The sequence below is a fragment of the Bacillus cereus group sp. MYBK245-2 genome, assembly GCF_051916145.1.
GTDB classification, from domain to species: Bacteria; Bacillota; Bacilli; order Bacillales; family Bacillaceae_G; genus Bacillus_A; species Bacillus_A pacificus.
Map to the genome: position 1 here is coordinate 1 of NZ_JBQAGB010000031.1, position 14,891 is coordinate 14,891.

A 14,891-nucleotide genomic window follows, 5' to 3' on the forward strand; every position below is an offset into this window, starting at 1 on the left:
TATTAGGCACGCCGCCAGCGTTCATCCTGAGCCAGGATCAAACTCTCCAATAAAGTTAGTTTGTCTAGCATCATAAAATAAAAATTGACGTTTCACGTTGTTTGTTTCGTTTAGTTTTCAAAGTTCAACATCGCGTTTCAGCGACTTTTATAATTTAACATCTTGCGTTGAATCTGTCAACAACTTTTTTCTTTCGTTCCTGACGACGCTTATTAATTTACCATATTAACCATTCACAAGTCAACACTTTTTAAAAAAATGCCAAAATAAATTTATCTTGGCATGATATAAAGCTTAATAACCACTAATGCAGCAACACCGGGTAGACCTAATAAACTTGTGATTGTTGCAGTACCCAAGTTAATTGGAAGATGAAAATCAAAATATGTTCCTACAACATTTACGATAAAAAGTAATGCTACTCCTAAAGTAACATGAAAGAGCGCTTTTCCTATAAAACGTAACGGCTTAGAAGAAACACCAAAAACAAGGAAAATAAAAACTAACGCAAGAATACCAACAATAATAATTGTAGAATTCATTTTTTCCTCCTTATGAATGACCTATACACATTTATTTGTATGGGACAAGACGATAAAAAAGAACGTTTATTATATAACTCCAGTCGTTTCATTTTATTCACCTTGATTCTGCTACACGTTCTTCACAAAAAACATTAATCGATCTTTCCAAACAAATAAAATAAAAAGGCTCTGCTTTTTCAGCAGAACCTTTTACCATTGCTCCATCTTTACAGGACGACGTTTTGCTTCTTTTAGCAAGAAGAAATATTTCGCCTCTGCTATTTTCAAAGAACAAAGTACATCTTGAGATGGTTCAACACTTTGTTCAACCATTCTCTTTTGACGTAACCATTCATTCTTCACCTTTTCTAACAGTACAATTAGCTTATCATCATACTCTTTACGCAATTTACCCTTTTTTTGAAAGAACATTTTTGTTTCTCCTCTTATACTTCTCTACGACCTTCTAATGCTTTCGACAGTGTCACTTCATCTGCATATTCTAAATCTCCACCAACTGGCAGACCGTGTGCAATACGAGTTACTTTAATACCTGTCGGCTTTAAGAGGCGGGATATATACATCGCTGTAGCTTCCCCTTCAATATTAGGATTTGTTGCTAATATTACTTCTTGTACTGTTTCATCGTGTAGTCGCTTTAGAAGTTGCGGGATATTAATGTCTTCTGGTCCAATTCCCTCCATTGGAGAGATAGCACCACGTAACACGTGATATACACCTTGATACTCTTTCATCTTTTCCATCGCGATTACATCTTTCGGTTCTTGCACGACACAAACAACTGATTGATCTCGATGTGAATCGTTACAAATATAACAAGGGTCACGGTCAGTAATATGCCCGCATACAGAACAATATGCTAAGTCTCGCTTCGCATTTACAAGTGCTTTTGCAAAACCTAACACATCATCTTCTTTCATATCTAATACGAAAAACGCCAATCGAACCGCTGTTTTCGGTCCGATTCCTGGCAATTTCATAAAACTATCAATTAGTTTTGATATTGGTTCTGGATAATGCATATATCAATATCCTCCTAGAACATTCCACCCGGTAAGTTTAAGCCTTTTGTAAATTTACCCATTGTAGAGTTTGAAAGTTCATCAGCTTTTTTAAGTGCATCGTTTGTTGCAGCTAACACTAAGTCTTGTAACATTTCGATATCTTCTGGATCTACAACTTCTTCTTTCACTTTTACTTCAAGAATTTGCTTATGACCATTTGCAATAACTGTGATCATACCGCCGCCAGCTGTACCTTCAACTGTTTTTTCGCCAAGTTCTTCTTGCGCCTTTGCCATTTCCTTTTGCATCTTTTGCATTTGTTTCATCATGTTATTCATATTTCCCATTCCGCCACGCATCATAATTAATTCCTCCTAATTATTATTACTCTTTTATTTCAATGAGTTCTTGCCCTACTAATTTTACAGCCTCTTCTATAAGAGGATCTTCTTTTTTCTCTGGGCTTTCTTCAGAACTTCCACCTTCACGCTGTAAAAAATCTTCACGGATTTTACCCCATTCACTTTTTGGAATGGCAATCATATTTAATCTTTTACTTAGCAATTCAAATAAAGTTTGTTCCACTGTATCCATAGCCTCTCGATTTTCGCTTGCCATTTTACAGTGAATCTCATATTGGAACGCTAAAACGTAAGTATCATCTGAAGCCGCTACCGGTTCGCTATTTTCTAATAAAACAGCAAACGCTACTTTGTTGTATGCTTTGAGTCTTCCTAACAACTCTCCCCATACAGCTTTTAATTGTTCTAAATCTTGACGCTTCGCTTGCTTTAATACTTCATTTACGCGTCCGACAGGTATCTTCATACTTCCTGTCCGTACTGGCTTTGGTGCTGCACGCGTCTCTCTGACTTCCTGCTGCACACCGGCCGGCACACCATTCTTTTTGACTTGTTCTAGCTCTTTCTCCAATTGCTGCATCCTGTTCATAATTGCTTGTAAACGATCTGCACCATTTGCTTGCATCATAAACTGTTGACACAGTTGTACCATAACAACTTCTAAGAAAATTCGCGGATGATTTGTCCACTTCATTTCCTGTTGCGCTTTACTAAGAGTATGAATGATCTCATAGATTACTTCCGGTTGCATTTCTTCACTTAACGTCCGGAATTGCTCATCAACCATCACTCGTTCCAACATATGTTCCAATTGTGGTGAAGTTTGATATAAAAGCATATCACGATAATAGTAAATGAAATCTTCCATAAAGCGTACTGGATCTTTCCCTTTACCCATCATCTCATCTATGATACGTAATGCTCTTGATACATCATTTTCACGTATACATTCTACTAAGTTGCCTAAGTATTGCTGAGAAACAGACCCTGTTACAGCTAATACATCTTCTGTCGTAACATTCTCATCACTATAAGATATTGCCTGATCAATAAGACTGAGCGCATCACGCATACCACCTTCAGCGGCACGTGCAACAATTTGTAATGCCTCATCTTCTACTTGCGTACCTTCATTGTTCACAACTGTCGATAATCTCTCAACAATATCATTTACTGATATCTTTCGAAATTCGAAACGTTGGCAACGCGAAATAATTGTAGGCGGTATCTTATGCGGTTCTGTTGTCGCTAAAATAAAGATAACATGTCCTGGCGGTTCTTCTAACGTTTTTAAAAGCGCATTGAAGGCACCCATGGAAAGCATGTGAACTTCATCAATAATGTATACTTTATATTCTACAGCACTTGGAGCATATTTTACTTTATCTCTAATATCTCGAATTTCATCTACACCGTTATTTGAAGCCGCATCAATTTCTAATACATCTGAAATAGATCCTTGTGTAATCCCCAAACAAGAAGGACATTCATTACAAGGTTCAGCTACCGGAGCATGTTCACAGTTAATTGCTTTTGCAAACACTTTTGCAATTGTCGTTTTTCCTGTTCCCCTCGGCCCAGAAAATAAATAAGCATGTGAAACTTTCTCTTGAAGAAGGGCATTTTGCAACGTTTTTGTCACGTGCTTTTGACCGACTACATCTTCAAACTTTTGCGGTCTCCATGTTCGGTATAACGCTTGGTATGACACGAAAATACGGCCTCCCTCAAAGGTTATTATCTCATTTATTATAACCCATTCTGTTTATAGATTCCAAAAGTTATTTTCTATACAAAAAACCCACCTTAGTATTAAGGTGAGTTTTGTATACATATATAACTGCCGTGCACCTTCTGTCGATTACGTACCATAAGCGTTACTTAAGCAGTTAGCTCGGTTCAGGCACTCCTGCGGCACACGAGAAGACCCGCTTATTGCTGCTTCCTTCCGGACCTGACAAGGTTCACGGGGTCCCGTTGCGCAGGACCCAAACGTCAACACCACTTACTTAAGGCAGACCTTACAGCAACATAACCTCGAGAAGGGATTCGGCCTCGCTAGAGCGGATTGCGAGTATAGGGCACCGCTACCTCCCCGCTTAGCACGGCAAAGTTAAAACCAATATTCGGTTGCCTTCATTAAAGGCACTATCAGTATAACTTGTTTTTTTATAAAATGCAAATACGTTAATTCTCTTTACTTTTCTCTAATTTCTTAATCGCTTTTCTTTTTTTACGAAGCGCTCTAAAAAAGTTCGTTAATAGCGTACCGCACTCTTCTTCTAATACACCAGCCACTACTTCACATTGATGATTAAAGCGTTCATCCGTTAACAGATTCATCAATGTCCCTGCACATCCACCTTTCGGATCACTCGCACCATATACAACTCGCTTTACTCGTGATAAAACAATTCCACCCGCACACATCGGACAAGGCTCTAATGTTACATATAACGTCGCATCTTCTAAACGCCATGTCCCTAATTTTTTGCATGCCTTATCAATAGCTAACAACTCAGCGTGAGCTATTGATCTTTGCTCAGTCTCCCTTAAATTATGAGCAACACTAATTACTTCACCATTTAATACTATAACTGCACCAATCGGTACTTCTTGTATTGCCTCTGCTTTTTTAGCCTCTTCTATTGCTAACTGCATAAAATAAATATCTTGATCACGTTCCATAACATAGTCCTTTCATTACAAAAAAGTACACTTATTTCCATTTACTACACATGGGATAACTTTTACAAATTCAATCCACCCTAAGAAAAAAGAGAGGGGATTACATATGAAGAATACTGCCTTACTCATTATCGATATGATTAATGACTTTCAATTTTCACACGGGCCTATCCTAGCCAAAAAATGCGAAATTATAACCACTCCTATTTTACAATTAAAGAAGACAATGAAATCCTTCGGTTGTCCCATCATTTATATTAATGACCATTATCAACTTTGGAGATCTGATATTGACCAATTGATTACTCATTGTACAAATGAGTATAGTGAAAATATCATTCATAAGATCGCTCCAAATGCTGATGATTACATTTTTATTAAACCACATTACTCTGCTTTTTATGAAACACCTTTAAATTCTTTATTAGGCTATTTAAAAATAGAAAATCTAATATTAACAGGTGTCGCCGGGAATATATGTATCCTCTTTACAGCTAACGATGCTCATATGAGGAATTATACATTGTATGTACCACAGGACTGTATTGCCTCTAATGATGATCAGGATAACTTACATGCTTTAAAAATAATGGAAACCACATTAAAAGCAAATATAGTACCGTCGTTTCAAATAAAATTTGATTAATACATATATCTATTTTCCAACTTTTTATATCAAATTAACCCGCTCGCTTCCCTCTTGTGCTACAATAATTCTGTTTTGTGTTTTTAGTAGTCACGGTAAATCACTGATTGAAAGGAGGAAACAGCGTGACCGGAGTACCATTTATCACGGTTGAAGGACCAATTGGTGTTGGAAAAACTTCACTTGCGAAGGAAATTTCAACTCACATGCAACTCCACTTACTGAAAGAGATTGTTGATGAAAACCCCTTTTTAGGAAAGTTCTATGAAGACATCGACGAATGGAGTTTTCAAACAGAGATGTTCTTTCTTTGTAATAGATACAAACAATTAGAAGATATTAACATAAAGTATTTGAATCAAAGGAAGCCAGTAGTAGCGGATTATCATATATTCAAAAATGTAATTTTTGCATCCCGTACATTGAAAGATTCTCAATATGACAAGTACATGCAAATCTATCGTATCCTTACACAAGATATGCCAGTTCCAAACGTTATCGTTTATTTAACAGCTAGCCTAGAAACATTACAAAAGCGAATCGCAATGCGCGGAAGAGAATTCGAAAAAAATATGGATCCAAATTACTTACTACAGCTCACAAAAGATTACGAAACAGCAATGGATGCTTTTAAAAAGGACCATCCAGATATCCCAGTATTGAAATTTAACGGAGACGATATGGATTTTGTAAAAAATCCTGATGATTTAAACGTCATCCTATCTGCCCTTCAAAATACTCTCTTAAAGGAGTCGAAATAATAATGAATTTAAGGCAAAAATATGATATACCAAATGACGCAGTAATCACTATCGCTGGAACAGTAGGTGTCGGTAAATCCACTATGACAACTGCATTGGCTAACGCTTTAGGGTATCGCACATCATTTGAAAAGGTAGATTCTAATCCGTATTTGGACAAGTTCTATGCTGATTTCACACGCTGGAGCTTTCACTTACAAGTGTATTTTTTAGCAGAACGATTTAAAGAACAAAAAAGAATTTTTGAATACGGTGGCGGTTTTGTTCAAGATCGCTCTATCTATGAAGACACTGGCATTTTTGCAAAAATGCATCACGAAAAAGGTACAATGACGGAAACTGATTATGAAACATATAAAGGTTTATTTGACGCTATGGTCATGACTCCTTACTTCCCACATCCAGATTTATTAATTTACTTAGAAGGTTCTTTCGATGATATCGTTGATCGTATCCAAGAACGTGGACGTCCTATGGAACAGCAAACACCAATCGAGTATTGGAAAGAGATGCATGGGCGTTATGAAAACTGGATTAACAACTTTAATTCATGCCCTGTTTTACGATTAAACATTAATGAATACGATATTTTAAAAGATGGCGATTCCATTGAACCAATCATTAAAAAAATCGGTCATTTTTTAAAACAAACACGTAAACTTGTAAAATAAAAAACCCGTGCATATGCACGGGTTTTTCTATTAAATTACTTTTTCTTTGTTGGAGCAATAATTTCACTCTCAGGTTTTCCAGCGTTAATACGCTGACGAACAGTACTTGTACTAATATCGTACGCCTCAGCAATCTCTTTAACAGTCATTTCTTTCCCGTTAATTACTGCTGTTAATACTTTACCTGTACGTTTTGGAGCTGCTTCTTTCTTTCCAGCTTCTTTTTTAACTTTTTTTGGTGCCTCTACTTTTGTTGCAGTTTGCTTTACATCACAAGTGCAACCACAAAGTTTACGGAATGTATCATCGCTAATAATGCGTGATACATTTGCACCACTGTTTAAAATTCTATTGTTCTTACAGACAGGACATTGTACATAATATAAAGTTTTTCCATCTAAAGGAAACGTTTGTATAATAAGATCCATGTTGACTCCTTTCATATCTATGAAGATAATCATCGGAATATGAGTGTGTAATAAGGACAAAATTGCCTTACACCATACTTTATGATTGGTTTTAAAATAAAAACTCGTTACGTGTGGTAACGAGTTCTCCAATCTCCACTTATATGCGCTGTTGTCAATTATATCTGGAGGAGGTAGAGGGATTCGAACCCCCGCGCGACTCTCGCCGCCTGTCGGTTTTCAAGACCGATCCCTTCAGCCAGACTTGGGTATACCTCCATATTGACATCAAATATAATATCAAAAGAAAAACAGTTAGTCAACCCTACTAAAATAAATTATGAGGAAAGGAAAATTTTACTTTTCCTCTCCTACATCATAGTACTGACAACGCTCATAATTACCAATCACTCATACCGATGAATGTTTATAAATTTACTTAATAACTGTTTTTCCTCCCATATAAGGGCGAAGAACTTCTGGAATTATAATTGTACCATCTTCTTGTTGGTAGTTCTCTAAAATAGCTGCCACCGTACGTCCAATTGCAAGACCAGATCCATTTAATGTATGAACATGTTCTGGTTTGCCGTTTGGCTCACGACGGAAACGGATATTTGCACGTCTCGCTTGGAAAGCCTCGAAATTACTACAAGAAGAGATTTCACGATATGTGCCATAGCTTGGAATCCATACTTCAATATCGTATTTCTTCGCTGCCGTAAATCCTAAATCACCTGTGCACATGCTCATAACGCGATATGGCAACTCTAATAATTGTAACACGCGTTCTGCATCATTTGTTAGTTTTTCTAACTCTTCATAAGAATCTTCTGGTTTTACAAACTTCACAAGCTCTACTTTATTGAACTGGTGCTGACGAATTAAACCACGTGTATCACGGCCAGCTGAACCTGCTTCAGAACGGAAACAAGAGCTAAATGCAGCATATCTTATAGGCAATTGTTCTTTATTTAAGATCTCATCACGGTGCATATTTGTTACAGGTACTTCAGCTGTTGGAATTAAGAAGTAGTCTTCACTTTCAATACGGAATGCATCTTCTTCAAACTTCGGAAGTTGTCCTGTCCCTATCATGCTTGCACGGTTTACCATATACGGAGGTAATACTTCTTCATATCCATGCTCATCAGTATGAAGATCCAGCATAAAGCTAATTAAAGCACGCTCTAATCTTGCGCCAGCACCTTTGTAGAATACGAAGCGGCTTCCTGTTACTTTTCCAGCACGTTCAAAATCTAGAATTCCTAAATCTGTAGCAAGATCCCAATGTGGTTTTGGTTCAAAAGCAAATTCCTTCACTTCTCCCCAAGTGCGGGCTACTACATTATCATCCTCTGTTTCACCAACTGGAGCAGATTCGTGAGGAATATTTGGAATAGATAGCATCAATCTTTCTAGATCTTCTTCAACTGTACGAAGTTCGTTATCAAGATCTTTTACTTTTTCTCCAACTTCACGCATTTCTAAAATTAGAGCTTCTGCATCTTTCTTTTCGCGCTTCAATACAGAGATTTGTTGAGATACTTCGTTACGTTTACTTTTTAGTTCCTCTGTTTGAACAAGTAGTTCTCTTCTTCTCGTATCTAATTCTTCAAAGCGACCAAAATCAGTTAAATCTTCGCCTCTATGCTGTAACTTAGCTTTTACTTCTTCAAAATTTGTACGTAAAAATTTAATATCAAGCATTATATACTCCTCCTTTTATTTTATAAAACACAAAAAACTCCCGTCCCTATATAAAGGGACGGGAGTTAACCCGCGTTGCCACCCTAGTTGAAAGCATTACCGCTTTCCTCTCAAGTAGAAATAACGGCTCTTCACCGGGAATGTTTACTAATCATAAAGATATTCCACATTCCATTCCAGGATGGATTCACAAACTGTTTCTATCGATTTCCACCAACCATCGACTCTCTATAAGAAACGACATTTGTTACTATTTCCTATCAACACGCTTATTTTATAAAATTGTTACCATCAATTTACTATAATCTTATACAAGTTGCAAGTTACTTATACAACTTTTTTCATTTTCGCTTCTTTTACCATTTCTACAAAGTATGCTGTTACACGATGATCATCCGTTAATTCCGGATGGAAAGAAGCAGCTAAAAACGGCCCTTGCCTTACCGCTACCATTCGATCGCCATGTGTAGAAAGTACCTCAACATTATCCGCTACATTTACAACATACGGGGCACGAATAAATACGCCAACAAAATCTTCTCCCACACCTTTAATAGAAAGTGCAGCTTCAAAGCTATCTTTTTGACGTCCAAACGCATTGCGCTCAACTGTAATATCCATAGCACCAATATGTGCTTCGTCATAGCCAATAAGTGTTTTTGCAAGAAGAATCATTCCTGCACATGTACCAAACATTGGTTTACCAGACTTCGCAAATGTACGAAGTGGTTCCATGAAAGCATACTTATCAATAAGACGGCGCATAGTTGTACTTTCACCGCCTGGTAAAATAAGACCATCAATCTCTTCAAGTTGTTCTATACGCTTTACAACAACAGCTTCTGCACCACTTGCTTCAACTGATTTTACATGTTCACGAACTGCACCTTGAAGACCTAGTACACCGATTTTCACCATTTTAAAGTTCTCCTTCAATTACCATCCACGCTCTTGCATGCGTTGCTCTGGTAGTAACGTTGAAATTTCGATACCTTTCATCGCATTACCTAATCCTTTAGAAAGGCTTGCAATTAACTCGTAATCCTCATAATGAGTTGTCGCTTCAACGATTGCACGTGCAAATTTCGCTGGATTCTCTGATTTAAAGATACCAGATCCAACAAATACACCATCCGCACCAAGTTGCATCATTAATGCTGCATCTGCAGGTGTTGCTACACCACCTGCTGCAAAGTTTACAACCGGCAAACGACCAAGGCGTTTAATTTCAAGTAGTACTTCATAAGGAGCACCAGTATTTTTTGCATATGTCATTAACTCATCTTCACGTAGACTTGCAACTTGACGGATTTCTGCATTGACTTGACGCATATGACGCACTGCCTCTACAATGTTTCCTGTTCCTGGTTCACCTTTTGTACGAAGCATAGATGCACCTTCTGCAATACGACGTGCAGCTTCTCCGATATCACGGCAACCACATACAAATGGAACTGTGTAATCACGTTTATTTAAATGGTATACTTCATCGGCAGGAGTTAATACTTCACTCTCATCGATATAGTCTACCCCTAATGATTCTAATACACGCGCTTCTACAAGGTGACCGATACGGCATTTTGCCATAACCGGAATTGACACAGCACCCATAACTTCTTCAACGATTGTTGGGTCTGCCATACGAGAAACGCCACCTGCTGCACGAATATCTGCTGGTACGCGCTCTAATGCCATAACGGCAACTGCGCCTGCCTCTTCTGCAATTTTTGCTTGTTCAGCGTTAATTACGTCCATAATAACGCCGCCTTTTTGCATTTCTGCCATTCCACGTTTTACACGTTCTGTCCCTGTTACGTTTGTCATGTTACAAAAACCCCCCTAGGTGAATTGCTTTTCCCCGTTAAAGGCGAAAATTAAGAATACTCTTACATTCTACCACTAACTATCAGATGCTTGTCTACTACTTTTTCATAAAGTCGGTATGAAAAATAGGAATAAGAAAAAGCCCCTACAATGAGGAGCTTTTAAAACCAACCTTTTACTGTATCAACAGCACTATTCCATATACCACTAAAGAAAGAACCAATTCCGCGCATAGCACGAGTAAACCAGTTTGCTTCTTCTACTTCAGCTGTTGTTACAAGATCCACTTGCAACGACTTACCAGTTAAAAATCCAGGATCGTTTGTATCTTTTGGCGTAATTACCATTTGACCAAGTGCAGCTCCCTTTTTAATAGGTGCCTCTTGTCCCTTACTTGATTCTTTTAATTCAGTTTTATAAACATCTTTACTTCCTTTTGGTACTGGAAGTGAAATGGCTTGTTTCGTTTGAACTGCTACATCTTTATCTTTCGCATTTTCTACTCGTACTGTTTCTTGTCCTTTTACTGAAGAACCTTTTTTATACATTTGTTTCATTTCAAAGTTAGCAAATCCATAATCATATAGCTTCTTTGTTTCATCAAAACGTGCTGTATGAGAACTTGTTTTAATCACTACAGAAATAAAACGCATACCGTTTCTTTCAACCGTACCAGTGAAGCAATCTCCCGCTTCTGGAGTTGAGCCTGTTTTTAGGCCATCTACGCCATCATATTCTTTAACTAAGCCCTTTAACATCCAGTTCCAGTTCGACATTGCAAACTTCTCTTTTTCTGGACGGAATTCTTTTTTCGGGATTTTTGCTGTATCTAACACTTTTGGATAATCTTTAATTAAATGTTGTGCTAAAGTTGCAACATCCTTTGCAGACATTTTATTTTCTTCATCCGCTGTTGTTCCTTCTGGATGCATTCCCTTTAAATCTTTATTCGTTAAACCTGTAGAATTGACAAATTTATAATTTTTCAACCCTAGTTCTTTCGATTTATCATTCATCATTTTTACGAAATCTACTTCTTTACCTGCAATTGCTTCTGCTAATGCAATCGTTGCACCATTTGCAGAGAAGATTGCCATTGCCTCGTATAACTCTTTTACTGTATAAGAGCCACCATTTTCTAATGCCACATTTGATAATGAAGCATCCTGTGAAACTTTATACGCATATTCAGAAACCTTAATTTTCTGATCCCACTTAAGCTTTCCTTTATCTACTGCTTCGTGAACTAAATACTCACTCATCATCTTCGTCATACTAGCAATGGATAATAATTCATCTGCATTCTTTTGATATACAATTTTTCCAGAATTCGCTTCAACTAAAATTGCCGCACCTGCTTCAATATTTAAAGCAGCTCCTGTTTCAGCTGATGCATTGCTATATGGTAACAACATACTACAAGCTAGTGTAAACATTGTTACTAGTGCAATGAATCTTTTGCAAAACATACCTTTCACTTTTGCTACCCCCAATATCTATGTACTCACATAACCGTTATTCTAACATAATCAAAAAAAAATAGACAGAGATATAAAATCTCCGTCTATTTATATATAAGACATTATAATGAGTAGTTTGGAGCCTCTTTTGTAATTTGTACATGATGAGGATGACTTTCAAGTAAACCAGCACCTGACATACGAACAAATTGTGCATTCTCACGTAAGAATTCTAAATCTTGTGCTCCGCAATATCCCATACCTGCGCGTAATCCACCAACTAATTGATGAACCGTATCTGCTAAAGGTCCTTTATATGGTACTCGTCCTTCAATACCTTCTGGAACAAGTTTTTTATTTCCTTCTTGGAAATAACGATCTTTACTTCCTTTTTCCATCGCTCCGACAGAACCCATACCACGATATACTTTAAATTGGCGACCTTGATAAATTTCAGTTTCACCAGGACTTTCAGCAACACCAGCAAACATACTACCTAGCATAACAACATGTGCTCCTGCTGCTAAAGCTTTAACCATATCACCAGAGTACTTAATACCACCGTCAGCGATAACTGGGATACCGTGTTTACGAGCTTCTGTTGCACAATCATAAACCGCTGTTAATTGTGGTACACCAACCCCAGCTACAACACGTGTTGTACAGATAGAGCCTGGTCCAATACCAACTTTAACTACGTTTGCACCTGCTTCAATTAATGCTCTTGTTGCTTCAGCAGTAGCAACATTTCCAGCGATAATATTTAATGATGGATACTTTGCACGAACTTCTTTCACTTTATCAATAACGCCTTGAGAATGTCCATGAGCTGTATCAAGTACGATTGCATCTACGCTAGCTTTTACTAATGCGTCAATGCGAGTCATAGCATCAGCCGTTACACCAACTGCTGCTCCAACTAATAAGCGCCCTTGCTTATCCTTCGCAGAATTCGGGAATTCAATTACTTTTTCAATATCTTTTATTGTAATAAGCCCTTGTAATACACCGTTGTTATCAACAAGAGGGAGTTTTTCAATTTTATACTTTTGTAGGATCTTTTCAGCCTCATCTAGCGTTGTACCAACTGGAGCTGTAATTAGCTGTTCTTTTGTCATTACGTCGGAAATTTTGATTGAGTAGTCTTGGATAAAACGCATATCACGGTTTGTAATAATACCAACTAATTTTCGCTCGTCTAAATTATTTACAACGGGTACACCTGAGATACGATATTTCCCCATAAGGTGCTCTGCATCATACACTTGATGTTCTGGAGTTAAAAAGAAAGGATCTGAAATAACACCACTTTCAGAACGTTTTACTTTATCAACCTGCTCGGCTTGTTGTTCAATAGACATATTTTTATGAATAATTCCTAAACCGCCTTGACGAGCCATTGCAATAGCCATATCCGCTTCTGTTACTGTATCCATTCCTGCACTAATTAACGGGATGTTTAACTGTAAGCTTTCAGATAAAACTGTTTTAACACTTACTTCTCTTGGTAGTACATCTGACTTTGCTGGTACAAGTAATACGTCATCAAAAGTCAAACCTTCTTTAACAAATTTAGATTCCCACATAATTGTTCCCCCCATGATACCAGAAATTATTATTAGTAGCTTATCAATTGGTTAAAATACTGTCAAGGACGTATATATATGTTAGAATTTTTAGACAATAAAAGGAGCGTAATATATGCATCAAACACATTGTACTTGGCAGCAACTAAGTTTCTTCTTTTCATCTCAAAATGTACAACGTTATCTTGCCCGTTGTTATGAAAAATCCTCCATACAAAATGCCGAAAAAAAAAGTTTCGAAAATTGTTATCCTTTTATTTATTATTTAGAACACGGGAAAAATTATTACGAATTATATAAGGTAGCTCCCTTTTCGATTCAGCCAATGTTATTGTTTTATGGAATGAGCCAACTTTTTAAAGCATGCTTATTAACTATTGATCCAAACTATCCTGAATCCACTACTGTTTTGGCTCATGGCGTTACGACTCGTAAGCGGAAAAAACAGGGATATCAATTTTTAGAAGATGAGGTAAAGGTACAAAAAAATGGACTATTTACTCATGTTGCAGAACAACTGTTTCACATGAAACACTTAGAATCAGAGAAGTTTAACATGTTGGATTTAATGGGGAATATTCCTGAATTACAAAGCTTATTTCGCTATAGTCAGCGAGGTTCCACTTTATATAAAATTGATTCAACAAATGCAAATGAACTTTCCTTTTCAGTCAATATACTAGATCGACTTCATATGACTTCAGAAAGATTTTCACGTTATATTGAATCAATTTGTAAGCACTTATCCGTGCAACATGTCCCCGGGAAAACGAGCGCATCCAATTTACTTTTTACGGCTCCTATCCAATCGTGGAATCCTATATATAGTACGCCTTTATATTACGAATATCTCGCTGATACTTATTACTTACCAATCACAACTGATCCTAGAAATCCTACACCCGTATTACCTGAACTTCTCGTTCATTATTTATTGCTCTACAATTTAAGTATGATTTCTAGATACGAAACAGATTGGTGGTATGATTTACTTGGAAGCTATGGCTCTGAAGATTACCCATTTATTTATCAATTTCTTACTATTTCTGCTCAAAAAATTCCTTACTATATTTCGAATTTTTTACTAGCAGAACCGAACCTATTTCATGGGAAATAAAAAAAACACAAGTCAAAAGACTTGTGTTTTTAGTTGCTTGGCGACGTCCTACTCTCACAGGGACAAGGTCCCAACTACCATCGGCGCTAGAGAGCTTAACTTCCGTGTTC

General features: G+C 37.1%; 16 protein-coding genes, 1 tRNA gene, 1 other RNA gene and 1 other annotated feature. Of the genes, 4 read left to right on the top strand and 14 right to left on the bottom strand.

Features of this window, described 5'->3' with window-relative positions:
• Nucleotides 1-272 precede the first annotated feature (272 nt).
• The 7 genes from ACTFRN_RS27640 to tadA all read right to left on the bottom strand — a co-directional run bounded on the left by ACTFRN_RS27640 (nucleotide 273) and on the right by tadA (nucleotide 4,599).
• Nucleotides 273-542, bottom strand: coding sequence for a pro-sigmaK processing inhibitor BofA family protein (locus tag ACTFRN_RS27640; RefSeq protein ID WP_001089264.1), 270 nt, complete (start codon nucleotides 540-542; stop codon nucleotides 273-275).
• Nucleotides 543-734: 192 nt separating this feature from the next.
• Nucleotides 735-956 carry a YaaL family protein gene (locus tag ACTFRN_RS27645; RefSeq protein ID WP_000466020.1) on the bottom strand — a complete coding sequence of 74 codons (222 nt, stop codon included), beginning with the start codon at nucleotides 954-956 and terminating at the stop codon, nucleotides 735-737.
• A 14-nt stretch (nucleotides 957-970) separates the two neighbouring features.
• Nucleotides 971-1,567, bottom strand: coding sequence for a recombination protein RecR (gene recR, locus ACTFRN_RS27650; RefSeq protein ID WP_000559169.1), 597 nt, complete (start codon nucleotides 1,565-1,567; stop codon nucleotides 971-973).
• Nucleotides 1,568-1,581: 14 nt separating this feature from the next.
• A complete protein-coding gene (locus ACTFRN_RS27655) occupies nucleotides 1,582-1,908 on the bottom strand; it encodes a YbaB/EbfC family nucleoid-associated protein (protein ID WP_001996460.1) in 327 nt (108 codons plus the stop codon).
• Between the two features lie 25 nt (nucleotides 1,909-1,933).
• Nucleotides 1,934-3,622 (bottom strand): DNA polymerase III subunit gamma/tau, encoded by a 1,689-nt coding sequence (gene dnaX / locus ACTFRN_RS27660; RefSeq protein ID WP_000121554.1) that lies wholly within the window; start codon nucleotides 3,620-3,622, stop codon nucleotides 1,934-1,936.
• Between the two features lie 132 nt (nucleotides 3,623-3,754).
• Nucleotides 3,755-4,019, bottom strand: an RNA gene (ffs, locus tag ACTFRN_RS27665) — signal recognition particle sRNA large type.
• Between the two features lie 79 nt (nucleotides 4,020-4,098).
• Entirely contained in the window at nucleotides 4,099-4,599 is a 501-nt protein-coding gene (gene tadA, locus ACTFRN_RS27670; protein WP_088106321.1) for a tRNA adenosine(34) deaminase TadA, read from the bottom strand.
• A 106-nt stretch (nucleotides 4,600-4,705) separates the two neighbouring features.
• Between tadA and ACTFRN_RS27675 the strand changes: the two genes are divergently transcribed.
• The 3 genes from ACTFRN_RS27675 (at nucleotide 4,706) to ACTFRN_RS27685 (ending at nucleotide 6,677) form a co-directional block, all read left to right on the top strand.
• A complete protein-coding gene (locus ACTFRN_RS27675) occupies nucleotides 4,706-5,245 on the top strand; it encodes an isochorismatase family cysteine hydrolase (protein ID WP_000798717.1) in 540 nt (179 codons plus the stop codon).
• A gap of 125 nt (nucleotides 5,246-5,370) precedes the next feature.
• Nucleotides 5,371-6,006 (top strand): deoxynucleoside kinase, encoded by a 636-nt coding sequence (locus ACTFRN_RS27680; protein WP_000148224.1) that lies wholly within the window; start codon nucleotides 5,371-5,373, stop codon nucleotides 6,004-6,006.
• 2 nt (nucleotides 6,007-6,008) lie between these two features.
• A complete protein-coding gene (locus tag ACTFRN_RS27685) occupies nucleotides 6,009-6,677 on the top strand; it encodes a deoxynucleoside kinase (RefSeq protein ID WP_001053585.1) in 669 nt (222 codons plus the stop codon).
• Nucleotides 6,678-6,712: 35 nt separating this feature from the next.
• Here the strand turns inward: ACTFRN_RS27685 and ACTFRN_RS27690 are convergent, their stop codons facing one another.
• From ACTFRN_RS27690 to guaB, 7 genes are all read right to left on the bottom strand, one after another.
• Nucleotides 6,713-7,105, bottom strand: coding sequence for a DUF3797 domain-containing protein (locus ACTFRN_RS27690; protein ID WP_000364199.1), 393 nt, complete (start codon nucleotides 7,103-7,105; stop codon nucleotides 6,713-6,715).
• 165 nt (nucleotides 7,106-7,270) lie between these two features.
• Nucleotides 7,271-7,363: transfer RNA gene (locus tag ACTFRN_RS27695), tRNA-Ser, on the bottom strand.
• A gap of 156 nt (nucleotides 7,364-7,519) precedes the next feature.
• Nucleotides 7,520-8,794, bottom strand: coding sequence for a serine--tRNA ligase (gene serS, locus ACTFRN_RS27700; protein ID WP_000884179.1), 1,275 nt, complete (start codon nucleotides 8,792-8,794; stop codon nucleotides 7,520-7,522).
• A gap of 51 nt (nucleotides 8,795-8,845) precedes the next feature.
• Nucleotides 8,846-9,067, bottom strand: a binding site (T-box leader).
• Between the two features lie 54 nt (nucleotides 9,068-9,121).
• A complete protein-coding gene (gene pdxT, locus ACTFRN_RS27705) occupies nucleotides 9,122-9,712 on the bottom strand; it encodes a pyridoxal 5'-phosphate synthase glutaminase subunit PdxT (protein WP_000238781.1) in 591 nt (196 codons plus the stop codon).
• 18 nt (nucleotides 9,713-9,730) lie between these two features.
• Nucleotides 9,731-10,618 (bottom strand): pyridoxal 5'-phosphate synthase lyase subunit PdxS, encoded by an 888-nt coding sequence (pdxS, locus tag ACTFRN_RS27710; RefSeq protein WP_000186156.1) that lies wholly within the window; start codon nucleotides 10,616-10,618, stop codon nucleotides 9,731-9,733.
• A 161-nt stretch (nucleotides 10,619-10,779) separates the two neighbouring features.
• Nucleotides 10,780-12,087: a D-alanyl-D-alanine carboxypeptidase DacA gene (gene dacA, locus ACTFRN_RS27715; protein WP_124878453.1), complete on the bottom strand. Its 1,308-nt coding sequence runs from the start codon at nucleotides 12,085-12,087 to the stop codon at nucleotides 10,780-10,782.
• 113 nt (nucleotides 12,088-12,200) lie between these two features.
• A complete protein-coding gene (gene guaB / locus ACTFRN_RS27720) occupies nucleotides 12,201-13,664 on the bottom strand; it encodes an IMP dehydrogenase (RefSeq protein WP_000264079.1) in 1,464 nt (487 codons plus the stop codon).
• A gap of 115 nt (nucleotides 13,665-13,779) precedes the next feature.
• Between guaB and ACTFRN_RS27725 the strand changes: the two genes are divergently transcribed.
• Nucleotides 13,780-14,781 (top strand): YaaC family protein, encoded by a 1,002-nt coding sequence (locus ACTFRN_RS27725; RefSeq protein ID WP_074568404.1) that lies wholly within the window; start codon nucleotides 13,780-13,782, stop codon nucleotides 14,779-14,781.
• Nucleotides 14,782-14,891: the final 110 nt, after the last annotated feature.